The sequence below is a fragment of the Bacillus sp. LH1 genome (genome assembly GCF_057924895.1).
Genome location: NZ_CM175007.1, coordinates 320,001 through 342,575 on the forward strand (window position 1 = coordinate 320,001; position 22,575 = coordinate 342,575).

At 38.5% G+C, this 22,575-nt stretch carries 19 protein-coding genes, 2 rRNA genes and 1 riboswitch (1 of these 22 cut by a window edge); of the genes, 17 read left to right on the plus strand and 4 right to left on the minus strand.

Features of this window, described 5'->3' with window-relative positions:
- Both ACX9TM_RS01740 and rrf read left to right on the plus strand, forming a co-directional pair.
- Nucleotides 1-1,228: ribosomal RNA gene (locus tag ACX9TM_RS01740) — 23S ribosomal RNA — on the plus strand; it begins 1,694 nt to the left of the window's first position.
- A gap of 48 nt (nucleotides 1,229-1,276) precedes the next feature.
- Nucleotides 1,277-1,392, plus strand: a 5S ribosomal RNA gene (gene rrf / locus ACX9TM_RS01745).
- Nucleotides 1,393-1,435: 43 nt separating this feature from the next.
- Here rrf and ACX9TM_RS01750 read toward each other — a convergent pair.
- Nucleotides 1,436-1,708 carry a hypothetical protein gene (locus ACX9TM_RS01750; protein WP_072770309.1) on the minus strand — a complete coding sequence of 91 codons (273 nt, stop codon included), beginning with the start codon at nucleotides 1,706-1,708 and terminating at the stop codon, nucleotides 1,436-1,438.
- Nucleotides 1,709-1,962: 254 nt separating this feature from the next.
- Nucleotides 1,963-2,064, plus strand: a riboswitch (purine riboswitch).
- 110 nt (nucleotides 2,065-2,174) lie between these two features.
- Between ACX9TM_RS01750 and purE the strand changes: the two genes are divergently transcribed.
- The 12 genes from purE (at nucleotide 2,175) to purD (ending at nucleotide 15,591) form a co-directional block, all read left to right on the plus strand.
- Nucleotides 2,175-2,660, plus strand: a complete 486-nt coding sequence (gene purE / locus ACX9TM_RS01755; RefSeq protein WP_000839365.1) for a 5-(carboxyamino)imidazole ribonucleotide mutase — start codon at nucleotides 2,175-2,177, stop codon at nucleotides 2,658-2,660.
- Nucleotides 2,657-3,808 (plus strand): 5-(carboxyamino)imidazole ribonucleotide synthase, encoded by a 1,152-nt coding sequence (gene purK / locus ACX9TM_RS01760; protein ID WP_000196774.1) that lies wholly within the window; start codon nucleotides 2,657-2,659, stop codon nucleotides 3,806-3,808. Before purE ends, purK begins: the two co-directional genes overlap by 4 nt.
- Complete coding sequence (purB, locus tag ACX9TM_RS01765) at nucleotides 3,805-5,112, plus strand: adenylosuccinate lyase (RefSeq protein ID WP_000625682.1); 1,308 nt, start codon at nucleotides 3,805-3,807, stop codon at nucleotides 5,110-5,112. Before purK ends, purB begins: the two co-directional genes overlap by 4 nt.
- Before the next feature lie 88 nt (nucleotides 5,113-5,200).
- On the plus strand, nucleotides 5,201-5,920 hold the full coding sequence (gene purC / locus ACX9TM_RS01770) for a phosphoribosylaminoimidazolesuccinocarboxamide synthase (RefSeq protein ID WP_001170544.1): 720 nt from the start codon (nucleotides 5,201-5,203) through the stop codon (nucleotides 5,918-5,920).
- Nucleotides 5,913-6,167, plus strand: coding sequence for a phosphoribosylformylglycinamidine synthase subunit PurS (gene purS, locus ACX9TM_RS01775; RefSeq protein ID WP_000278823.1), 255 nt, complete (start codon nucleotides 5,913-5,915; stop codon nucleotides 6,165-6,167). The genes purC and purS overlap by 8 nt, the downstream gene beginning before the upstream one ends.
- Nucleotides 6,164-6,847: a phosphoribosylformylglycinamidine synthase subunit PurQ gene (purQ, locus tag ACX9TM_RS01780; RefSeq protein WP_000666774.1), complete on the plus strand. Its 684-nt coding sequence runs from the start codon at nucleotides 6,164-6,166 to the stop codon at nucleotides 6,845-6,847. The genes purS and purQ overlap by 4 nt, the downstream gene beginning before the upstream one ends.
- The gene (gene purL, locus ACX9TM_RS01785) at nucleotides 6,831-9,050 is read left to right on the plus strand and encodes a phosphoribosylformylglycinamidine synthase II (protein WP_065382292.1); all 2,220 of its coding nucleotides are present in this window, start codon (nucleotides 6,831-6,833) and stop codon (nucleotides 9,048-9,050) included. The genes purQ and purL overlap by 17 nt, the downstream gene beginning before the upstream one ends.
- Nucleotides 9,035-10,450, plus strand: coding sequence for an amidophosphoribosyltransferase (gene purF / locus ACX9TM_RS01790; protein WP_000879025.1), 1,416 nt, complete (start codon nucleotides 9,035-9,037; stop codon nucleotides 10,448-10,450). The genes purL and purF overlap by 16 nt, the downstream gene beginning before the upstream one ends.
- 105 nt (nucleotides 10,451-10,555) lie before the next feature.
- The gene (purM, locus tag ACX9TM_RS01795) at nucleotides 10,556-11,596 is read left to right on the plus strand and encodes a phosphoribosylformylglycinamidine cyclo-ligase (protein WP_001262439.1); all 1,041 of its coding nucleotides are present in this window, start codon (nucleotides 10,556-10,558) and stop codon (nucleotides 11,594-11,596) included.
- Nucleotides 11,593-12,180 carry a phosphoribosylglycinamide formyltransferase gene (gene purN / locus ACX9TM_RS01800; protein ID WP_000088589.1) on the plus strand — a complete coding sequence of 196 codons (588 nt, stop codon included), beginning with the start codon at nucleotides 11,593-11,595 and terminating at the stop codon, nucleotides 12,178-12,180. Before purM ends, purN begins: the two co-directional genes overlap by 4 nt.
- Nucleotides 12,181-12,204: 24 nt before the next feature.
- On the plus strand, nucleotides 12,205-13,740 hold the full coding sequence (gene purH / locus ACX9TM_RS01805) for a bifunctional phosphoribosylaminoimidazolecarboxamide formyltransferase/IMP cyclohydrolase (RefSeq protein WP_072770310.1): 1,536 nt from the start codon (nucleotides 12,205-12,207) through the stop codon (nucleotides 13,738-13,740).
- 579 nt (nucleotides 13,741-14,319) lie between these two features.
- Nucleotides 14,320-15,591, plus strand: coding sequence for a phosphoribosylamine--glycine ligase (purD, locus tag ACX9TM_RS01810; protein ID WP_065211609.1), 1,272 nt, complete (start codon nucleotides 14,320-14,322; stop codon nucleotides 15,589-15,591).
- A gap of 36 nt (nucleotides 15,592-15,627) precedes the next feature.
- On the opposite strand, the gene ACX9TM_RS01815 is transcribed toward purD, so the two are convergent.
- The 3 genes from ACX9TM_RS01815 to ACX9TM_RS01825 form a co-directional block, all read right to left on the minus strand.
- Nucleotides 15,628-15,792 (minus strand): type II toxin-antitoxin system antitoxin, encoded by a 165-nt coding sequence (locus ACX9TM_RS01815; RefSeq protein ID WP_001085171.1) that lies wholly within the window; start codon nucleotides 15,790-15,792, stop codon nucleotides 15,628-15,630.
- Nucleotides 15,793-15,807: 15 nt separating this feature from the next.
- Nucleotides 15,808-16,653 (minus strand): SPFH domain-containing protein, encoded by an 846-nt coding sequence (locus tag ACX9TM_RS01820; RefSeq protein ID WP_000660669.1) that lies wholly within the window; start codon nucleotides 16,651-16,653, stop codon nucleotides 15,808-15,810.
- Nucleotides 16,654-16,872: 219 nt separating this feature from the next.
- Nucleotides 16,873-17,250 carry a YgaP family membrane protein gene (locus ACX9TM_RS01825; protein ID WP_000812345.1) on the minus strand — a complete coding sequence of 126 codons (378 nt, stop codon included), beginning with the start codon at nucleotides 17,248-17,250 and terminating at the stop codon, nucleotides 16,873-16,875.
- A gap of 337 nt (nucleotides 17,251-17,587) precedes the next feature.
- Between ACX9TM_RS01825 and pcrB the strand changes: the two genes are divergently transcribed.
- From pcrB to ligA, 3 genes are read left to right on the plus strand one after another with little or no spacing between them, the layout of a single operon-like run.
- A complete protein-coding gene (pcrB, locus tag ACX9TM_RS01830; protein WP_000272103.1) occupies nucleotides 17,588-18,277 on the plus strand; it encodes a heptaprenylglyceryl phosphate synthase in 690 nt (229 codons plus the stop codon).
- A gap of 12 nt (nucleotides 18,278-18,289) precedes the next feature.
- On the plus strand, nucleotides 18,290-20,539 hold the full coding sequence (pcrA, locus tag ACX9TM_RS01835) for a DNA helicase PcrA (RefSeq protein WP_033695235.1): 2,250 nt from the start codon (nucleotides 18,290-18,292) through the stop codon (nucleotides 20,537-20,539).
- A 14-nt stretch (nucleotides 20,540-20,553) separates the two neighbouring features.
- Nucleotides 20,554-22,563: an NAD-dependent DNA ligase LigA gene (gene ligA, locus ACX9TM_RS01840; protein WP_000031450.1), complete on the plus strand. Its 2,010-nt coding sequence runs from the start codon at nucleotides 20,554-20,556 to the stop codon at nucleotides 22,561-22,563.
- Nucleotides 22,564-22,575: the final 12 nt, after the last annotated feature.

Below are 22,575 nucleotides of genomic sequence, written 5' to 3' on the forward strand. Positions count from 1 at the left end.
GTGCGAGAGAACTCTGGTTAAGGAACTCGGCAAAATGACCCCGTAACTTCGGGAGAAGGGGTGCTTTCTTAACGGAAAGCCGCAGTGAATAGGCCCAAGCGACTGTTTAGCAAAAACACAGCTCTCTGCGAAGCCGTAAGGCGAAGTATAGGGGGTGACACCTGCCCGGTGCTGGAAGGTTAAGGAGAGGGGTTAGCGTAAGCGAAGCTCTGAACTGAAGCCCCAGTAAACGGCGGCCGTAACTATAACGGTCCTAAGGTAGCGAAATTCCTTGTCGGGTAAGTTCCGACCCGCACGAAAGGTGTAACGATTTGGGCACTGTCTCAACCAGAGACTCGGTGAAATTATAGTACCTGTGAAGATGCAGGTTACCCGCGACAGGACGGAAAGACCCCGTGGAGCTTTACTGTAGCCTGATATTGAATTTTGGTACAGTTTGTACAGGATAGGCGGGAGCCATTGAAACCGGAGCGCTAGCTTCGGTGGAGGCGCTGGTGGGATACCGCCCTGACTGTATTGAAATTCTAACCTACGGGTCTTATCGACCCGGGAGACAGTGTCAGGTGGGCAGTTTGACTGGGGCGGTCGCCTCCTAAAGTGTAACGGAGGCGCCCAAAGGTTCCCTCAGAATGGTTGGAAATCATTCGTAGAGTGCAAAGGCATAAGGGAGCTTGACTGCGAGACCTACAAGTCGAGCAGGGACGAAAGTCGGGCTTAGTGATCCGGTGGTTCCGCATGGAAGGGCCATCGCTCAACGGATAAAAGCTACCCCGGGGATAACAGGCTTATCTCCCCCAAGAGTCCACATCGACGGGGAGGTTTGGCACCTCGATGTCGGCTCATCGCATCCTGGGGCTGTAGTCGGTCCCAAGGGTTGGGCTGTTCGCCCATTAAAGCGGTACGCGAGCTGGGTTCAGAACGTCGTGAGACAGTTCGGTCCCTATCCGTCGTGGGCGTAGGAAATTTGAGAGGAGCTGTCCTTAGTACGAGAGGACCGGGATGGACGCACCGCTGGTGTACCAGTTGTTCTGCCAAGGGCATAGCTGGGTAGCTATGTGCGGAAGGGATAAGTGCTGAAAGCATCTAAGCATGAAGCCCCCCTCAAGATGAGATTTCCCATAGCGTAAGCTAGTAAGATCCCTGAAAGATGATCAGGTTGATAGGTTCGAGGTGGAAGCATGGTGACATGTGGAGCTGACGAATACTAATAGATCGAGGACTTAACCATATAATATGTAGCAATGTTATCTAGTTTTGAAGGAATATGCCTTCATAGTTTGGTGATGATGGCAGAGAGGTCACACCCGTTCCCATACCGAACACGGAAGTTAAGCTCTCTAGCGCCGATGGTAGTTGGGACCTTGTCCCTGTGAGAGTAGGACGTCGCCAAGCAAGAACCTAAGTTATTTTGACTTAGGTTTTTTTGTGTTTATTTTTATTTACCGAATGCTATAATCCGTAAATTTAATAAAGCTACAGACGAAAAAAGAATGAAGTAGAGACTCTTTAAAATAATAGTAATGATTTTTTGTGTTTCTGATTTTCCTAATGTCGCTAAAGTAATACTTAAAATAGGACACATTATTTCTATCATAAGTATATATTTTAAATAATGAGATGCTATAAATAAATATTTAATAATTACAGAAATTACTGCAATAGAGAAAAATAAATAGGATAATAGCCAAGTTCTTTCTTTAACAGTTATCCTCCTTAGAAATTAAATCGTTATAATAATACAAGAGTGTATATATTTTGATTAAAAACATACTGAAGTGCTATTTAAACGATAAATACATAAAATAGATCTCTAGAAATATATATTCTAATTCCCTTTTCTTCTTGTATATAGTTGCAATTCTTCTTTTGAATATAACTAAAACACGAACGTTATTGACTGCTAATAAAAAAACATTCGATTATTTATTGACATTGTTTATGAAATATTGTTAATATAGCCATAGAAACAATAATATAAGACCTCATATAATCGCGGGGATATGGCCTGCAAGTCTCTACCTAACGACCGTTATTCGTTAGACTATGAGGGAAAGTCACTCGGTATTTTTCTATTCACAAGGGATACGTATGCCTGAGTAGAGCGCTTTCTCTCATAGTAAAAGAGAAACTGTTCTATTTCAGGCTTTTTTTATTTGAATCGGGGGGATTCTAATATGAAATCACTAGTTGGAGTCATAATGGGAAGTACGTCAGACTGGGAAACAATGAAATATGCTTGTGACATTTTAGATGAATTAAATATACCGTATGAGAAAAAAGTTGTATCCGCTCATCGGACTCCGGATTATATGTTTGAATATGCAGAGACGGCTCGTGAACGTGGATTGAAAGTTATTATTGCTGGAGCTGGTGGAGCAGCACATTTACCAGGGATGGTTGCAGCGAAGACAAATCTTCCTGTAATTGGAGTTCCAGTTCAATCAAAAGCATTAAACGGCTTAGATTCATTATTATCCATCGCCCAAATGCCAGGAGGTGTTCCAGTTGCAACTGTTGCAATTGGTAAAGCCGGTTCAACGAATGCTGGATTACTTGCCGCACAAATACTTGGATCATTTCATGATGATATACATGATGCATTAGAATTGAGACGAGAAGCGATTGAAAAAGATGTGCGTGAAGGTAGTGAGCTAGTATGACGAGAATCATTTTACCTGGAAAAACAATCGGTATTATTGGAGGCGGCCAGCTAGGAAGAATGATGGCATTGGCAGCTAAGGAGATGGGATATAAAATTGCTGTTTTAGATCCTACAAAGCATTCGCCATGTGCACAAGTTGCTGATATTGAAATTGTTGCACCATATGATGATTTAAAAGCAATTCAGCATTTAGCAGAGATAAGTGATGTTGTCACATATGAATTTGAGAATATTGATTATAGATGTTTACAATGGCTTGAAAAACATGCGTACTTACCACAAGGTAGTCAGTTGTTAAATACAACACAAAATCGTTTTACAGAAAAGAATGCGATTGAGAAGGCTGGGTTACCAGTAGCAACGTATAGATTAGTTCAAAATCAAGATCAGCTTACAGAAGCAATTGCTGGGTTATCATTCCCTTCCGTCTTAAAAACGACGACAGGTGGATATGATGGGAAAGGACAAGTTGTTTTAAGAAGTGAAGCTGATGTTGAGGCAGCAAGAAATCTTGTGGATAAAGCAGAATGTATTTTAGAGAAATGGGTGCCTTTTGAAAAAGAAGTATCAGTTATTGTGATTCGTAGTGTAAGTGGTGAAACAAAAGTGTTTCCAGTAGCAGAAAATATTCATGTAAATAACATTTTACATGAATCTATCGTTCCAGCTCGCATTACAGAAGAGCTTTCTCAAAAAGCAATTGCGTATGCAAAGGTACTTGCGGATGAATTAGAACTTGTGGGAACACTAGCTGTAGAGATGTTTGCTACAGATAATGGTGAGATTTATATTAATGAATTAGCGCCAAGACCTCACAATTCAGGACACTATACACAGGATGCATGTGAAACGAGTCAATTTGGTCAACATATTCGAGCAATCTGTAATTTACCTCTAGGAGAAACAAATTTGTTAAAACCAGTTGTCATGGTAAACATTTTAGGCGAACATATAGAAGGGGTCCTAAGACAAGTGAATAGATTAACCGGGTGCTATTTACACTTGTATGGAAAAGAAGAAGCAAAAGCACAGCGGAAAATGGGGCATGTTAATATTTTAAATGATAATATTGAAGTCGCTCTAGAAAAAGCGAAGAGTTTGCATATTTGGGACCATCAAGAACAACTGTTGGAGGGAAAAAGATGATTAGTCGTTATACACGCCCTGAAATGGGTGCGATTTGGACGGAAGAGAACAAATTTAAAGCGTGGTTAGAAGTTGAGATTTTAGCTTGTGAAGCATGGGCTGAGCTTGGCGATATTCCAAAAGAAGATGTTAAAAAAATTCGTGAACATGCATCATTTGATATTGATCGTATTTATGAAATTGAAAAAGAAACACGTCATGACGTAGTTGCATTCACTCGTGCTGTATCAGAAACGCCAGCATTAGGCGAAGAACGTAAATGGGTTCATTACGGTTTAACATCTACAGATGTAGTAGATACAGCATTATCTTACATCTTAAAACAAGCGAATGAAATTATATTAAAAGACTTAGAGAACTTTGTAAGCATTTTAGCTAACAAAGCGAAAGAGCATAAATACACAATCATGATGGGAAGAACACACGGTGTTCATGCAGAACCAACGACATTTGGTTTAAAACTTGGTCTTTGGTATGAAGAGATGAAACGTAACGTAGAGCGTTTCAAACAAGCTGCTGATACAGTTCGTGTTGGTAAACTATCTGGTGCGGTTGGTACATATGCAAATATCGATCCATTCGTAGAAAAATATGTTTGTGAAAATTTAGGATTAGAAGCAGCACCAATTTCAACACAAACATTGCAACGTGATCGTCACGCACACTACATGTCAACACTTGCACTAATTGCAACATCTATCGAAAAGATGGCAGTTGAGATTCGTGGTTTACAAAAGAGTGAAACACGTGAAGTTGAAGAAGCTTTCGCAAAAGGTCAAAAGGGTTCTTCTGCAATGCCACATAAACGTAATCCAATTGGTTCTGAAAATATGACTGGTTTAGCTCGTGTTATCCGCGGTTATATGATGACAGCTTACGAAAATGTTCCATTATGGCATGAGCGTGACATTTCTCACTCTTCGGCAGAACGCGTAATTTTACCAGATGCTACAATCGCATTAAATTACATGTTAAATCGCTTTGGTAATATTGTTAAAAACTTAACTGTATACCCAGAGAATATGAAACGTAATATGACAAGAACATACGGCTTAATTTATTCTCAGCGCGTAATGCTTACACTAATCGACAAAGGTATGGTACGTGAAGAAGCTTATGATATCGTACAGCCTAAAGCGATGGAAGCTTGGGAAACACAAGTACAATTTAAAGAGCTTGTAGAAGCTGATGAGCGTATTACAAGCAAGTTAACACAAGAAGAAATTAATGAATGCTTCAACTATGAGCATCATATGCAACACGTTGATACAATCTTTGAACGCCTTGGATTAAACGAAGCGTAAAATTTCATATGGCACAGAATAGAGTCATTCTGTGCCATTCTTTATAAAAATATTATTCACATTTTTCAAACTACAGGGGGCTTGCGAAATGCAAAAGCTAGAATTGCTGTATGAAGGTAAGGCAAAAAGAATTTATCGTACAGAATCAGCAGATATGGTTTGGGTAGAGTACAAAGATAGTGCGACTGCTTTCAATGGGGAGAAAAAAGAGACGATTACAGGAAAAGGTCGTTTGAACAATGAAATTACAACTTTATTGTTCAGAAAGTTACAAGAAGTGGGAATTAAAACACATTTTGTTGAGAAGTTATCTGAGACAGAACAACTTGTTAAAAAAGTGAGTATTATTCCTTTAGAAGTTGTCACAAGAAATGTAATTGCAGGAAGTCTTTCAAAACGATTAGGAATGGAAGAGGGAACTGTACTTGCAGAACCAATCGTAGAATTTTACTTCAAAGATGATGATTTAGGAGATCCGCTTGTAACGGAAGATCATATTCGTGTATTAAACGTTGCATCGCCAGAGCAAGTAAGTGTATTACGAGATATGGCTCTACAAATCAATCAAGTGTTGATTGATCATTTCGCAAGCTGTCGTGTAAGATTAGTAGATTTCAAATTAGAGTTTGGTGTAACGGAAGAAGGAGAAATCATTTTAGCGGATGAAATTTCACCAGATACTTGCCGTTTATGGGATGAAACGAGCAATGAAAAGTTTGATAAAGACGTATTCCGTCGTGATCTTGGAAATTTAACAGATGCTTATGAAGAGATTTTAAAACGTTTAGGGGGAATTTCACATGTATAAAGTTAAGGTATATGTAACATTAAGAGAAAGCGTATTAGATCCACAAGGAACAGCAGTAAAAGGAGCACTTCATAGTCTTTCATTCACAGAAGTACAAGACGTTCGAATCGGAAAGTACATGGAACTAACAATTGATAAATCTGTATCTGATTTAGATAGCAAGGTAAAAGAAATGTGTGAAAAACTATTAGCGAACGTTGTAATGGAAGACTTCCGTTATGAAGTTGAGGAGGTTGTCGCACAGTGAAATTTGCCGTAATAGTATTTCCGGGTTCGAACTGTGATGTCGATATGTTCCATGCAATTAAAGATGAGCTTGGCGAAGAAGTAGATTACGTTTGGCACGATACAGAGAATTTAGATGAATATGATGCAATTCTACTACCAGGTGGATTTTCTTATGGTGACTACTTACGCTGCGGTGCTATCTCTCGCTTTGCTAATGCAATGAAAGCAGTGCAAAAAGCTGCTGAGCAAGGAAAGCCGATTTTAGGTGTATGTAATGGATTCCAGATTCTTGTTGAATCAGGATTACTACCAGGAGCATTAATAAGAAACGAAAACTTAAAATTTATGTGTCGCACTGTTCAGTTACGTGTTGAAAATAATGAAACGATGTTTACATCACAATATGAAAAAGATGAAATAATTAATATTCCAATCGCGCATGGTGAGGGGAATTACTATTGTGATGAAGCGACTCTTAAACAATTAGAAGAGAACAATCAAATCGCATTCCGTTACGTAGAAAACCCTAACGGTAGCGTTTCAGATATTGCTGGTATTGTAAATGAAAAAGGAAATGTACTTGGTATGATGCCGCACCCAGAGCGTGCTGTAGATGAATTACTTGGCGGTGCTGAAGGGTTAAAAGTCTTTCAATCTATCTTAAAACAGTGGAGGGAAACATATGTCGTTAATGCTTGAACCAAATCCAACACAAATTAAAGAAGAGCGTATATATGCGGAAATGGGGTTAACAGACGAAGAGTTTGCCATGGTTGAAAAGATTTTAGGTCGTCTGCCAAATTATACAGAAACAGGGTTATTCTCTGTAATGTGGTCTGAACATTGTAGTTATAAAAATTCAAAACCAGTGCTTCGAAAATTCCCAACAACAGGTGAGCGTGTTCTACAAGGGCCTGGGGAAGGTGCTGGAATTGTAGATATTGGTGATAATCAAGCAGTTGTATTTAAAATGGAAAGTCATAACCATCCTTCAGCTATTGAACCATATCAAGGAGCTGCAACAGGTGTTGGTGGTATTATTCGTGACGTATTCTCTATGGGAGCACGTCCGGTAGCTCTATTAAACTCACTTCGTTTCGGTGAATTACAGTCACCACGTGTGAAATATTTATTCGAAGAAGTAGTAGCAGGAATTGCAGGATACGGTAACTGCATCGGTATTCCGACTGTTGGCGGCGAAGTACAATTTGATCCATGTTATGAAGGAAATCCACTTGTAAATGCAATGTGCGTAGGTTTGATTAACCACGAAGACATTAAAAAAGGGCAAGCACATGGTGCTGGTAACACAGTAATGTACGTAGGAGCATCAACTGGTCGTGACGGTATTCACGGTGCAACATTCGCGTCAGAAGAACTATCTGAAAGCTCAGAAGCGAAACGTCCAGCGGTTCAAGTAGGGGATCCATTTATGGAAAAACTTCTTATTGAAGCGTGTTTAGAATTAATTCAATCTGATGCACTTGTTGGAATTCAAGATATGGGTGCGGCTGGTTTAACATCATCATCTGCAGAAATGGCAAGTAAAGCAGGAATGGGTATTGAAATGTACTTAGATGATGTACCACAGCGTGAAACAGGAATGACACCATATGAAATGATGCTATCTGAATCACAAGAGCGTATGTTAATTGTCGTGAAAAAAGGTAGAGAACAAGAAATAGTAGATTTATTTGAGAAGTATGGTCTTGCAGCGGTTACGATGGGGAAAGTAACAGAAGATAAAATGCTTCGTTTATTCCATAAAGGTGAAAAGGTAGCTGAAGTTCCAGCAGATGCTTTAGCAGAAGAAGCACCAATTTATCATAAGCCATCAAAAGAAGCAGCATACTTTGCTGAATTCCAAGCAATGAAAATGGAAACGCCAAAAGTAGAAAATTATAAAGAAACGTTATTCGCTTTATTACAGCAACCAACAATTGCAAGTAAAGAGTGGGTATACGATCAATACGATTACCAAGTTCGCACAAGCACAGTTGTTACGCCAGGTTCAGATGCTGCAGTTGTACGTGTACGCGGTACAGAAAAAGGATTAGCAATGACGACAGATTGTAACTCTCGCTACATTTATCTAGACCCAGAGATGGGCGGTAAAATTGCAGTAGCAGAGGCAGCGCGTAATATCGTATGTTCTGGCGGAGAGCCACTTGCAATTACAGATTGCTTAAACTTCGGTAACCCAGAAAAACCAGAAATCTTCTGGCAAATTGAGAAATCAGTAGACGGTATGAGTGAAGCTTGTCGCACATTACAAACACCAGTTATCGGCGGAAACGTATCGATGTATAACGAGCGTAGTGGTGAAGCTGTATATCCAACACCAACTGTTGGGATGGTCGGACTTGTGCATGACTTAAAACATGTAACAACACAAGAGTTTAAGCAAGCTGGTGATGTAGTGTATGTAATTGGTGAGACGAAAGCTGAGTTTGGCGGAAGTGAATTACAGAAAATGATTCACGGCAAAATTTTCGGTCAATCACCAAGTATCGATTTAGATGTAGAATTAAAACGCCAAAAACAAGTATTAGAAGCAATTCAAGCTGGTCTTGTTCAATCTGCACATGATGTTGCTGAAGGTGGTTTAGCAGTTGCGATTTCAGAAAGTGCAATTGGTGCTAAAGGCTTAGGTGCTACTGTGAAATTAGATGGAGAAGCAACAGCTGCATTATTCGCTGAATCACAGTCTCGCTTCGTGATAACTGTAAAACGTGAAAATAAAGAGGCGTTTGAGAAAGTGGTAGAAGCAATCCAAGTTGGAGAAGTAACAAGTACAAATGAAGTAACAATTCATAATGAAGAAAATGAAGTATTACTTACAGCAAATGTAGATGAAATGAGAAAGGCTTGGAAAGGGGCAATCCCATGCTTGCTGAAATAAAGGGGTTAAACGAAGAATGTGGCGTTTTCGGAATTTGGGGGCATGAAAATGCAGCACAAGTTTCATACTACGGATTGCACAGTTTACAGCACCGTGGGCAAGAAGGCGCAGGCATTGTCGTAAATAATGGGGAAAAAATCGTCGGTCACAAGGGGTTAGGTTTAATATCAGAAGTGTTTTCAAGAGGTGAGCTAGAAGGATTAAATGGAAAATCAGCGATCGGACATGTACGATATGCAACAGCTGGTGGAAGTGAAGTTGCTAACGTTCAACCATTGTTGTTCCGTTTTTCCGATCATAGTATGGCGTTAGCTCATAACGGAAATTTAATTAACGCAAAAATGCTTCGTCGTGAATTAGAAGCAGAGGGCAGTATTTTTCAAACTAGTTCAGATACAGAAGTACTTTTACATCTTATTAAACGTAGTACGAAAGATTCTTTAATTGAAAGTGTAAAAGAAGCTTTAAACAAAGTGAAAGGTGCGTTTGCGTATCTTTTACTAACTGGAAATGAAATGATCGTTGCATTAGATCCGAATGGGTTCCGTCCGCTTTCAATTGGAAAGATGGGGGATGCTTACGTTGTAGCATCTGAAACATGTGCTTTTGATGTAGTAGGTGCAACATACATTCGTGATGTAGAACCGGGTGAATTACTTATCATTAATGATGAAGGAATTCACGTAGATCGTTTCACAAACGATGTAGAACATGCAATTTGTAGTATGGAATACATTTACTTTGCACGACCAGATTCTAATATTGCAGGCGTTAACGTTCATGCAGCACGTAAGAATATGGGGAAACGTTTAGCGGCAGAAGCTCCTATTGAAGCAGATGTTGTTACTGGTGTACCAGACTCTAGTATTTCAGCTGCGATTGGCTATGCGGAGGCGACAGGTATTCCATATGAGTTAGGATTAATTAAAAATCGTTACGTTGGACGTACGTTTATTCAACCTTCTCAAGAACTGCGCGAGCAAGGGGTTAAGATGAAACTTTCCGCAGTAAGAGGTGTAGTTGAAGGGAAACGAGTTGTTATGATTGATGACTCTATCGTAAGAGGAACGACAAGTAAACGAATTGTTCGTATGCTTCGTGAAGCTGGAGCGACAGAAGTTCACGTAAGAATTGCTTCACCACCTCTGAAATATCCATGTTTCTATGGCATTGATATTCAAACGAGAAAAGAATTAATTGCAGCAAATCATACAGTAGAAGAAATCCGTGAAATGATCGGAGCAGATTCTTTAACATTTTTAAGCGAAGATGGATTAGTAGATGCAATTGGACGTCCATATGAAGGGAAATATGGTGGCCTATGCATGGCTTACTTTAATGGGGACTATCCAACAGCTCTTTATGATTATGAGCAAGAGCTTTTAGAAAGTATGAAATAAGAAAAGTGAAACAAGCTTCTACTTCTTTTGATGTAGAAGCTAGCTCCTTTCTTAAAATAGCCCGCCCTGGATGGGGAGAAATTAAAAGACGAGGTGTAAATAACGATGGCGAATGCATATAAGCAAGCAGGAGTAGATATTGAAGCTGGATATGAAGCGGTATCTCGCATGAAAAAACACGTACAAACAACTATGAGAAAAGAAGTACTAGGCGGTTTAGGCGGTTTTGGAGGTATGTTTGATCTATCAAAATTTGCATTAGAAGAACCTGTATTAGTATCTGGAACAGATGGCGTGGGAACGAAATTGATGCTCGCTTTTATGGCAGATAAACATGACACAATTGGTATTGATGCAGTAGCAATGTGTGTAAATGATATTGTTGTCCAAGGAGCAGAGCCGCTTTTCTTCCTTGATTATATTGCTTGTGGTAAAGCTGAACCTAGTAAAATTGAAAACATCGTCAAAGGTATATCAGAGGGCTGTCGCCAAGCTGGTTGTGCATTAATCGGTGGAGAAACAGCTGAAATGCCAGGAATGTATTCTACGGAAGAATATGATTTAGCTGGTTTTACAGTTGGGATTGTTGATAAAAAGAAAATTGTAACAGGTGAAAAGATTGAAGCTGGTCACGTGCTAATTGGCTTAGCATCTAGCGGTATTCATAGCAATGGTTACTCTTTAGTACGAAAAGTGTTACTAGAAGATGGGGAACTATCTTTAGAGCGTATTTATGGCCGCTTAGAACTACCTCTTGGTGAAGAATTATTAAAACCAACGAAAATTTATGTCAAACCTATTTTAGAACTATTGAAGAAACATGAAGTATACGGTATGGCGCATATTACAGGTGGTGGATTTATTGAAAATATTCCACGCATGTTGCCAGAAGGAATCGGTGCCGAGATTGAACTAGGATCTTGGGAAATTCAGCCGATCTTTAGTTTGCTTCAAGAAGTTGGAAAACTGGAAGAAAAAGAAATGTTCAATATTTTTAACATGGGTATTGGTATGGTAGTAGCAGTGAAGGAAGAAGATGCAAAAGATGTTGTTCGTCTTCTTGAAGAGCAAGGAGAAATGGCTCGTATTATTGGACGTACTATACAAGGAGCTGGCGTTACTTTTAATGGGGGCACAGCACTATGAGTAGATTAGCAGTTTTTGCTTCTGGAAGCGGATCTAACTTTCAATCTCTCGTTAATGCGGTAGAAGAAAAAAGATTGGATGCAGAAATTAGTTTATTAGTATGTGATAAACCAGAAGCACGCGCTGTTGGACGGGCAAATTATCATCATATTCCGTGTTTTGCTTTTTCAGCGAAAGCATATGAGTCAAAAGAAGCATTTGAAAAAGAGATATTAAAGAAGCTAGAAGAATATGAAATTGATTATGTTATTTTAGCTGGATATATGCGGTTAATCGGGCCGACGTTACTAGAAGCATACGGCGGGAAGATTATTAATATTCATCCATCATTACTACCGAGCTTTCCGGGTAAAGATGCTGTCGGTCAAGCGTTAGAAGCAGGTGTGAAAGTAACTGGAGTAACAATTCATTATGTAGATGCAGGTATGGATACAGGGCCAATTATTGCGCAAGAAGCAGTGGTTGTTTCTGAAGGGGATACGAGAGAAAGTTTACAAAAGAAAATTCAACAAGTTGAACATAAATTATACGTAAATACAGTGAATCAAATTGTTCAGTCTGTGAAAGAATCAACTGTTAACTAACATACAACCAGGGGTGAAGGATAAATGAAAAAGCGTGCATTAGTAAGTGTTTCAGATAAAACAGGAGTAGTAGAATTTGTTAAAGGGTTACTAGAACAAGGGATTGAAGTTATTTCAACAGGTGGTACGAAAAAGTTATTAGAAGAAAACGGTTTACAAGTAATTGGTATTTCTGAAGTAACTGGTTTCCCTGAAATTATGGATGGCCGTGTGAAAACGTTACATCCAAATATTCATGGTGGTCTATTAGCAGTTCGTGATAATGAAACACATGTAACACAAATGAATGAATTAGGTATGGAGCCAATTGACTTTGTTGTTGTTAACTTATACCCATTTAAAGAAACAATCGCTAAGCCTGATGTAACATTTGCTGATGCAATTGAAAATATTGATATCGGTGGCCCGACAATGATTCGCTCTGCTGCGAAAAATCATAAATTCGTATCTGTAATTGTAGATCCAGTAGATTATGATATTGTGTTAGCAGAACTGAAAGAGAACGGTGAAGTAGCAGAGGAAACAAAACGTAAACTAGCAGCGAAAGTATTCCGTCATACAGCAGCGTATGATGCGTTAATTTCTAACTACTTAATAGAGCAAATGGGTGAAGAAAGTCCAGAAACATTAACTGTGACATTTGAGAAAAAGCAAGACTTACGTTATGGCGAGAACCCACATCAAAAGGCAACTTTCTATAAAGCGCCATTCGCAGCAACTTCTTCTGTTGCATACGCAGAACAATTACACGGTAAAGAATTATCGTATAACAATATTAATGATGCAGACGCAGCACTTAGCATCGTAAAAGAATTTACAGAACCAGCAGTAGTAGCAGTAAAACATATGAATCCATGTGGTGTTGGAGTAGGAACTGATATTCACGAAGCATATACTCGCGCTTATGAAGCAGATCCAGTATCAATTTTCGGCGGTATTATTGCAGCAAATCGTGAAATTGATAAAGCTACAGCAGAAAAGTTACATGAAATTTTCTTAGAAATTGTTATCGCACCTTCGTTCTCGCAAGAAGCTTTAGAAGTGTTACAAAGTAAGAAGAACTTACGTTTATTAACTATAAATATTGAAAAAGCGACAAGTGCAAGCAAAAAACTAACTTCTGTACAAGGTGGACTTCTCGTTCAAGAAGAAGATACGTTATCATTAGATGAAAGTACAATTTCAATTCCAACGAAACGTGAACCTTCAGAGCAAGAATGGAAAGATTTAAAATTAGCTTGGAAAGTTGTAAAACATGTGAAATCAAACGCAATTGTTTTAGCGAAAGATGACATGACAATTGGCGTCGGTGCGGGACAGATGAACCGTGTAGGTTCTGCAAAAATCGCAATTACACAAGCTGGTGAAAAAGCACAAGGTAGCGCACTTGCATCTGATGCTTTCTTCCCAATGCCAGATACATTAGAAGAAGCAGCAAAAGCAGGAATTACAGCAATCATTCAACCAGGCGGATCAATCCGTGATGAAGATTCTATTAAAGTGGCAGATACTTATGGGATTGCTATGGTGTTCACTGGCGTACGTCATTTCAAACACTAATAGAGGATGTTTAAAAAGTCCGGTTAAGATAACCTTCGCATGTCGTCGTTGCATCGCTAGTGCGGTACTCATGTAGGAAAGCTACACTCCGTGTCCTCCTGGCAAATGCGCCTAGACCTGCTCGGTTCTCTTAATCCTCCTTTTTAAACCTTTATTGAGATGGATGTTTAAAAAGTCCGGTCAAGATAACCTTCGCATGTCGTCGTTGCATCGCCAGTGCGGTACTCATGTAGGAAAGCTACACTCCGTGTCCTCCTGGCAAATGCGCCTAGACCTGCTCGGTGCTCTTGATCCTCCTTTTTAAACCTTTATTGATATGGATGTTTAAAAAGTCCGGTCAAGATAACCTTCGCATGTCGTCGTTGCATCGCCAGTGCGGTACTCATGTAGGAAAACTACACTCCGTGTCCTCCTGGCAAATGCGCCTAGACCTGCTCGGTTCTCTTAATCCTCCTTTTTAAACCTTTATTGATATGGATGTTTAAAAAGTCCGGTCGAGATAACCTTTTATTGATATGAAAAAGCAAACTAGGAGCATAGCTTCTAGTTTGTACTTATTTAATTATTGGGGGATGAAATATGAATGTTTTAGTAATTGGCCGCGGTGGGCGTGAGCATGCTTTAGCTTGGAAGTTTGCACAATCTGAAAAAGTAGAAAAGGTATATGTAGCACCAGGTAATGAAGGTATGAGAGATGTTGCAACACCAGTTGATATTGATGAAAATGATTTTGATGCATTAGTTTTATTTGCAAAAGAGAATAATGTTGAGTTAACTTTCGTTGGACCAGAAATTCCGCTTATGAATGGAATTGTTGATCGTTTTAAAGAAGAGGGACTTCGCGTATTTGGTCCGAATAAAGCGGCTGCTGTTATTGAAGGTAGTAAAGCTTTTACAAAAGAGCTTATGAAAAAGTATGATATTCCAACTGCGGCGTACGAAACTTTTACAGATTATGAAGAAGCAGTACAGTACATTCAAAAAGTTGGTGCACCAATCGTTATTAAAGCTGACGGCCTAGCTGCGGGTAAAGGGGTAACGGTAGCAATGACGCTTGAAGAGGCATTACAAGCTGTGAAAGAAATGCTACAAGATGTGAAATTCGGCGCGGCAAGTAAGAAGGTCGTTATTGAAGAGTTTTTAGATGGACAAGAATTTTCATTAATGGCATTCGTGAATGGAACAACTGTACATCCAATGGTAATCGCCCAAGATCATAAAAGAGCTTTTGATGGTGATAAAGGTCCAAATACGGGCGGAATGGGTGCATATTCTCCAGTACCACAAATTCCAGAATCAGCAGTTCAAGAAGCGATTCAAACCGTATTACATCCAACTGCTAAGGCGATGATTGCAGAAAACCGTTCGTTTACAGGTATTTTATACGCAGGTCTTATTTTAACAAATGATGGTCCGAAGGTAATTGAATTTAATGCACGCTTCGGTGATCCTGAAACAGAAGTTGTATTACCTCGCTTAGAAAATGATTTAGTTGACGTATGTAACGCTGTATTAGATGAAAGTGAACTAACGTTCCAATGGTCAGAAGAAGCTGTAATCGGTGTTGTACTTGCTTCTAAAGGATATCCAGAAGCATATAAAAAAGGTGATATTATTAGTGGACTAGATGCACTGCAAGATGTGATTGTTTTCCATGCAGGTACAGCAATGAAACATGGGGACTTTGTAACGAACGGTGGCCGTGTATTATTTGTTGCTTGTAAGGCAAATAGTTTACAAGAAGCAAAAGATAAAGTATATAAAGAAATCGGTAAAATTGAGAGTGATGGTCTATTTTATCGAAGTGATATAGGATATCGTGCAATTGGGCATGAGATGACGAAAAGTTAATATGTAAAAATCCCGCTGAGGAATCAGCGGGATTTTTTATGCATCTTTATCTTTTTTTAATTTCCCTTTTTGCTTTGCCATTTCTCGAAGTAAATACTCGATGTGTGCATTGACGCTACGAAATTCATCATTTGCCCATTTTTCGATGACTGCGTGTAATTCAGGATCAATACGTAATGGAAAGCTTTTCTTTTTAGCCATAATTACTTATAGCCCTTAGTATAGGCTTCCTGTATTAATAACTGGCTGCGCACCTTTATCTGAAACGATGGCAACTAATAAGTTGTTTACCATATTTGCTTTACGCTCGTCATCGAGTTCTAGTACGCCTTCTTCATCTAACATATGGATGGAATCTTTCGCCATCTTCACAGCACCTTCAACAATTTCTTTTCTAGCAGCTAATACTGCTTTTGCTTGCTGGCGTTGTAGCATTGCATGGGCAATTTCTGTTGCGTAAGCTAAGTGCGTTAAACGAGTTTCTAATACTTCTACACCAGCAATTTCAAGACGCGCCTCTAACTCACGTTTTAATTCTTCAGAGATTTCTTCAGTATTTCCGCGTAACGTAACGCAGGTTTCATCTTGGAAATTGTCATAAGGATATTTTGTTGCAACATGGCGGATTGCCGTTTCGCTTTGAATTTCTACAAATCGATCATAATGTTCAACACCAAACATTGCTTTTGCAGAATCAACAACTTTATATACGATAACAGCTGCAATTTCAATTGGATTTCCATCAACGTCATTTACTTTTAATTTTTTACTGTTAAAGTTTTCAACACGTAAAGATACAGTTTGACGGAATGCGAACGGAATCGTTAAAAATAAACCGTTTTGACGAATTGTTCCTAAATAATTACCGAAGAACGTAATAACCTTTGCTTGATTCGGTTGAACAATACCGATACCTGTAGCGAGAACTGCGGCTAATATAATAGTTAGTGCCGCTCCTATGAAAATTTCTTGTGCAAGGAAAAATACACCGATAGCAGCTAAAATCAAAATTCCAATAATACCGAGAAAACCATTTACATAAAATACTTGTTTTTCTTTCATATGATCGCCTCCTGATATAAAAATGATATCACTTTTATATCATTTTAAGCAAGAGGTATGCATCTAATTTTCTGAATTTTATTGGTTGATATCTTTTATATACATTTTAAGGTTCAAAAAGAGAATATACGTTCTGTTTTATGGTAAAATAAAGAAGACTTAACCGCCCACTGCAGCAGCTAAGTCCCTTTGAGAGCATCTTACATCGTGACAAATGATTCAAAGCGGTTTTGCCAGGATTATATCTTCAATCGCTGACTCAATCTCTTTGTCAGAAGCGTCATAACTTCCTTTTGACTCTGGCTTGTCATGAGTGGAAGTTTGATTCACTTCTTCTTTAGCATGTCCTTTTTCAGCAAAATTCATGCTAGGCATTTTAAATGCCCCCATGTTCATGTATTTTCCGAATTTCCACATTTCAACAACAGGGCAGAAACGAACAATTCCTTCTGCAACTTTCATTGCACCAATCCATAGAAAAATGTTAGACCAAGTGCACCACGGCTTGCGTACAAGTTTAGTTGCACTACATCCGAAGAGGACGAGCCCAAGTGTAATTCGAATTAGAGCGTTTATTGTCCCGATATTTTGCTTCATTAGAAAAACACTCCTTTTTATGAAAGTTGAAATAGATAATACTATTTCTTTTATTAGTATCCCGTTTGATTTTTGGGATATGTAATCCAACATTTGACGTGGAAAAAGATGTTGGAATGTGCGTGTGTGTAAGTAACTTTTTTTGTTATAATGAAAGAATGCATAAAAGGAACTTCAAAATTAAATCCTCTAGTTTAAAAAATATGGAAGAGGTAATTCCAAACTTAATTCTCCGTTTTAAACAAATATTTAAGATGAAGTTAAAACAATAATGATGAAAATAAACTGTTATTTTGAACAGAAATATATATAACTAGAGAAAAGGAAGGGTGTTTTCATGTACGATATTTCCGGATGGAAACATGTATTTAAGCTTGATCCAAATAAGGAGTTAAGCGATGAACATTTAGAAATGATTTGTGAGTCTGGAACTGATGCGGTTATTGTAGGCGGAAGTGATGGAGTTACAATTGATAACGTATTACACATGCTAGTTAGCATTCGTAGATATGCAGTTCCTTGTGTATTAGAGGTTTCTGATGTAGAAGCAATTACACCAGGATTTGATTTTTATTACATCCCAAGTGTTTTAAATAGCCGAAAAGTAGAATGGGTAACAGGTGTTCATCATGAGGCATTGAAAGAATTTGGGGATATTATGGACTGGGACGAAATTTTTATGGAAGGGTATTGTGTTTTAAATCCAGAAGCGAAAGTAGCCCAGCTTACAGAAGCGAAATGTGATGTAACAGAAGATGACGTTATTGCATATGCTCGTTTAGCAGACAAGCTATTACGTTTACCGATATTTTATTTAGAATATAGCGGTACGTATGGAGATGTTGAACTTGTTAAAAATGTAAAAGCAGAATTGAAACAAGCTAAGTTATATTATGGCGGTGGTATTTCTAATGCAGAACAGGCGAAAGAAATGGCACAATATGCTGATACAGTAGTTGTTGGAAATATTATTTATGATGATATAAAATCGGCGTTAAAAACAGTTAAAGCAGTAAAAGGAGAGTAGGTGCAGGCGTATATGAGTATGACAGATAAGTTATTAAACGGTTTAAATCCACAGCAACAAAAAGCAGTACAAACAACGAATGGACCACTTCTATTAATGGCAGGTGCAGGTAGTGGTAAGACACGTGTGTTAACACATCGTATTGCGTATTTACTTGGTGAAAAAGGTGTAGCACCATGGAATGTACTAGCTATTACCTTCACAAATAAAGCAGCTCGTGAAATGCGTGAGCGTATTGATACACTTGTGGGACCAGAAGCAGAAGATATTTGGATTTCGACGTTCCACTCTATGTGTGTACGTATTTTACGACGGGATATCGATCGTATTGGTATTAATCGTAACTTTACAATCTTAGATTCAGGCGATCAGCTAACTGTAGTCAAAAAAATTATGAAAGAGCGCAATATTGATCCGAAGAAATTTGAGCCGCGCTCTATTTTAGCGGGTATTAGTAATGCGAAAAATGAACTGTTATCTGCGGATAAATATGCAAAAAAAATTACAATGGCTGATCCATATGAAAAATTAACGAGCGATGTATACACAGAGTATCAAAAACGTCTTTTGAAAAATAATTCATTAGACTTTGATGATTTAATTATGACCACGATTCAGTTATTTGAACGTGTTCCAGAAGTATTAGAGTTTTATCAGCGTAAGTTCCAATATATTCACGTTGATGAGTATCAAGATACGAACAAAGCGCAATATCTTCTTGTTAAACATTTGGCAGCGCGTTTTAAAAATCTTTGCGTTGTAGGTGACTCTGACCAGTCTATTTATCGCTGGCGTGGTGCAGATATTTCTAACATTTTGTCGTTCGAAAAAGACTATGAGAATGCACAAGTAATTTTGTTAGAACAAAACTATCGTTCGTCACAAAATATTTTAAATGCAGCGAATGCTGTTATTGAAAAAAATACGAATCGTAAGCCGAAGAAATTATGGACAGACAATCAAGTTGGAAGTAAAATCTCGTATTATCGTGCTGCAACTGAAAAGGACGAAGCGTATTTTGTTGCGAAAAAAATTCGTGACGATATTCAAATGGGGAAACGAAAATATACTGATTTTGCAGTGTTATATCGTACGAATGCTCAGTCTCGTATGGTCGAGGAGATTTTCCTTAAATCTAACATTCCGTACAAAATTGTCGGAGGTACGAAGTTCTACGATCGTAAAGAGATTAAAGATATTTTGGCGTACTTACGTTTAATCGGTAATCCAGATGATGAAATTAGTTTTGCACGTATTATTAACATGCCAAAGCGTGGTATTGGTGCGACTTCTATCGATAAAATTATTAATTACGGTGTGCAAAACGGAATTTCATTAACTGCTGTATTTGATGAAATTGAGCATGTTGGAGTAAGTGCAAAAATTACAAAGGCAGTAAAAGAATTTGCGAATTTATTAAATAACTGGGTAAATATGCAAGAGTATTTATCTGTTACAGAATTAGTAGAAGAAGTTATTGAAAAAACAGGCTATCGCGATATGTTGAAAAATGAACGTTCTTTAGAAGCGGAAGGTCGTTTAGAAAACTTAGACGAGTTCTTATCTGTTACGCAAACATTTGAATCTCAAAGCGAAGATAAGAGCCTTGTTGCATTCTTAACAGATTTAGCACTTGTTGCTGATATTGATCGTGTAGATGAAGACCCAACTGCTGGTGAAGAAGTTATTTTAATGACGATGCACTCAGCGAAAGGATTAGAGTTCCCGGTTGTCTTTATTGTTGGCTTAGAGGAGGGGATATTCCCTCATACTCGTTCTCTTATGGAAGAGGATGAAATGCAAGAAGAACGTCGTCTTGCTTATGTAGGTATTACCCGTGCAGAAGAAGAGCTATATTTATCTAACGCGCAAATGCGTACTTTATTTGGTAGAACAAGTATGAACGCTGCGTCTCGATTCATTACAGAAATCCCGACAGAACTAGTGGAATCATTAAATGAAACAGCGCCAAAGCGTGAAACATCGTTTGGTGCAAAAGGCAGAACGGCAAGTAGCGGCAAAACGACAATCACAACGACAACACGCTCTCGTTCAGCTTTCGCGCGCCCTGCAGCTAAGACGACAGGCGGCGAACAAATTGGCTGGGCAGTAGGAGATAAAGCTTCCCACCAAAAATGGGGAGTCGGTACAGTTGTAAGTGTAAAAGGTGAAGGTGATGCAAAAGAATTAGATATTGCATTCCCAAGCCCAATTGGTGTTAAACGTTTGTTAGCAAAATTTGCACCTGTGACGAAACAATAGAAAGGAATGAGGATATGTCAAAAGAGATAGCAAAAAAACGTATAGAAGAACTGCGTGATTTATTAAATACATTTAACTATCAATATCACGTATTAGACAATCCTTCTGTTTCTGATGCGGAATATGACCGTAATATGCAGGAGCTTATAAAATTAGAAGCAGAGAACCCAGAGTTTATGAGTGAAGATTCTCCCTCCGTTCGCGTTGGGGGGACTGTTCTTGATATATTTGAAAAAGTAACACATAAGTCACCAATGTTAAGTTTAGGAAATGCATTTAACGAAGGAGATTTACGTGATTTCGACAGAAGAGTACGTCAAGGAATTGATGGTGCGAATGTAAGATATATATGTGAATTAAAAATTGACGGGCTTGCCGTTTCGCTTCATTATGAAAAAGGACGCTTCATTCAAGGGGCGACACGTGGTGATGGTGTAACGGGTGAAGATATTACTCAAAATTTAAAAACGATTAAAGCTATCCCACTTCGTTTAAATGAAGAAGTAACGTTAGAAGCACGAGGCGAAGCTTATATGCCGAAGCGTTCATTCGTTAAACTAAATGAAGAAAAAGAGCAAAATGGAGAAGATGTATTTGCGAATCCGCGTAATGCAGCAGCAGGTTCAATACGTCAACTTGATCCGAAAATTGCAGCGAAGCGTAACTTATCTATGTTTGTGTATGGTCTTGCGAATGTAGAAGAAAAAACAATTCCATCACATAGTGAATCGCTTGATTTCTTAGGTGAACTTGGATTTAAGACAAATCCAAATCGCCGTACATGTGAAACAATTGAAGAAGTTATAGCTTATGTAGAAGAATGGCAAGAAAAACGTCCGCATCTTGATTATGAGATTGATGGAATCGTTATAAAAGTAGATGATGTTGCCCTTCAAGAAAGTCTAGGAACTACAGCGAAGAGTCCAAGATGGGCGATTGCTTATAAATTCCCGGCTGAAGAAGTTGTAACGAGATTAACAGGCATTGAATTAAGTGTTGGCCGAACAGGAGTTGTAACACCGACTGCAGAACTAGAGCCAGTGAGAGTTGCTGGTACGATTGTTCGTCGTGCTTCTTTACATAACGAGGATTTAATTCGTGAAAAAGACATTCGAATTGGTGACTACGTTGTTGTGAAGAAGGCTGGAGATATTATTCCTGAAGTTGTGAACGTTATTTTTGATAAGCGTACTGGTGAGGAAGAAGAATACCGCATGCCAACTCATTGTCCAGCATGTGAGAGTGAACTTGTTCGTTTAGAAGAAGAAGTAGCACTTCGTTGTATAAATCCAACTTGTCCTGCTCAAATTCGAGAAGGGTTAATCCATTTCGTTTCAAGAAATGCAATGAATATTGATGGACTTGGAGAACGTGTCATTACACAACTCTTTGATGCTGATTACATTCGTACATTTGCTGATTTATATGCATTGACGAAAGAGCAATTATTACAGTTAGAACGTTTTGGTGAAAAATCAGCGACAAACTTAATACAAGCAATTGAAAATTCTAAAGAAAACTCGTTAGAGCGATTATTATTTGGTCTTGGAATTCGCCACGTTGGAGCGAAAGCAGCACGTACATTTGCAGAGCACTTTGAAACGATGGATGAGCTTGTAAAAGCAACGGAAGAAGAACTAAAAGCAATTAATGAAATTGGCGAAAAAATGGCTCAATCTGTTGTGACATATTTTGATAATGAAGATGTATTAGAGTTATTACAGCAGTTTAAAGAGTATGGCGTGAATATGACATACAAAGGTATAAAAATTGCAGATTTACAAAATGTTGAATCTTACTTCGCAGGAAAAACGGTTGTTTTAACAGGTAAGCTAGAAGTTATGGGACGAAGTGAAGCGAAGAAGAAGATTGAGGCATTAGGTGGAAAAGTAACGGGAAGTGTTAGTAAGAGTACGGATTTAGTTGTTGCAGGTGAAGCGGCTGGTTCGAAATTAGCACAAGCGGAGAAACATAATGTTGAGGTTTGGAATGAAGAGAGGTTCTTACAAGAGCTAAATAAGTAAGAGGTGCAAACT

What these genes read in the sequence shown, in the direction of transcription:
- purE (WP_000839365.1), top strand. Translation starts at nt 2,175, where the DNA reads ATGAAATCACTAGTTGGAGTCATAATGGGAAGTACGTCAGACTGGGAA.
- purK (WP_000196774.1), top strand. Translation starts at nt 2,657, where the DNA reads ATGACGAGAATCATTTTACCTGGAAAAACAATCGGTATTATTGGAGGC.
- purB (WP_000625682.1), top strand. Translation starts at nt 3,805, where the DNA reads ATGATTAGTCGTTATACACGCCCTGAAATGGGTGCGATTTGGACGGAA.
- purC (WP_001170544.1), top strand. Translation starts at nt 5,201, where the DNA reads ATGCAAAAGCTAGAATTGCTGTATGAAGGTAAGGCAAAAAGAATTTAT.
- purS (WP_000278823.1), top strand. Translation starts at nt 5,913, where the DNA reads ATGTATAAAGTTAAGGTATATGTAACATTAAGAGAAAGCGTATTAGAT.
- purL (WP_065382292.1), top strand. Translation starts at nt 6,831, where the DNA reads ATGTCGTTAATGCTTGAACCAAATCCAACACAAATTAAAGAAGAGCGT.
- purF (WP_000879025.1), top strand. Translation starts at nt 9,035, where the DNA reads ATGCTTGCTGAAATAAAGGGGTTAAACGAAGAATGTGGCGTTTTCGGA.
- purM (WP_001262439.1), top strand. Translation starts at nt 10,556, where the DNA reads ATGGCGAATGCATATAAGCAAGCAGGAGTAGATATTGAAGCTGGATAT.
- purN (WP_000088589.1), top strand. Translation starts at nt 11,593, where the DNA reads ATGAGTAGATTAGCAGTTTTTGCTTCTGGAAGCGGATCTAACTTTCAA.
- purH (WP_072770310.1), top strand. Translation starts at nt 12,205, where the DNA reads ATGAAAAAGCGTGCATTAGTAAGTGTTTCAGATAAAACAGGAGTAGTA.
- purD (WP_065211609.1), top strand. Translation starts at nt 14,320, where the DNA reads ATGAATGTTTTAGTAATTGGCCGCGGTGGGCGTGAGCATGCTTTAGCT.
- ACX9TM_RS01815 (WP_001085171.1), bottom strand. Translation starts at nt 15,792, where the DNA reads ATGGCTAAAAAGAAAAGCTTTCCATTACGTATTGATCCTGAATTACAC.
- ACX9TM_RS01820 (WP_000660669.1), bottom strand. Translation starts at nt 16,653, where the DNA reads ATGAAAGAAAAACAAGTATTTTATGTAAATGGTTTTCTCGGTATTATT.
- ACX9TM_RS01825 (WP_000812345.1), bottom strand. Translation starts at nt 17,250, where the DNA reads ATGAAGCAAAATATCGGGACAATAAACGCTCTAATTCGAATTACACTT.
- pcrB (WP_000272103.1), top strand. Translation starts at nt 17,588, where the DNA reads ATGTACGATATTTCCGGATGGAAACATGTATTTAAGCTTGATCCAAAT.
- pcrA (WP_033695235.1), top strand. Translation starts at nt 18,290, where the DNA reads ATGAGTATGACAGATAAGTTATTAAACGGTTTAAATCCACAGCAACAA.
- ligA (WP_000031450.1), top strand. Translation starts at nt 20,554, where the DNA reads ATGTCAAAAGAGATAGCAAAAAAACGTATAGAAGAACTGCGTGATTTA.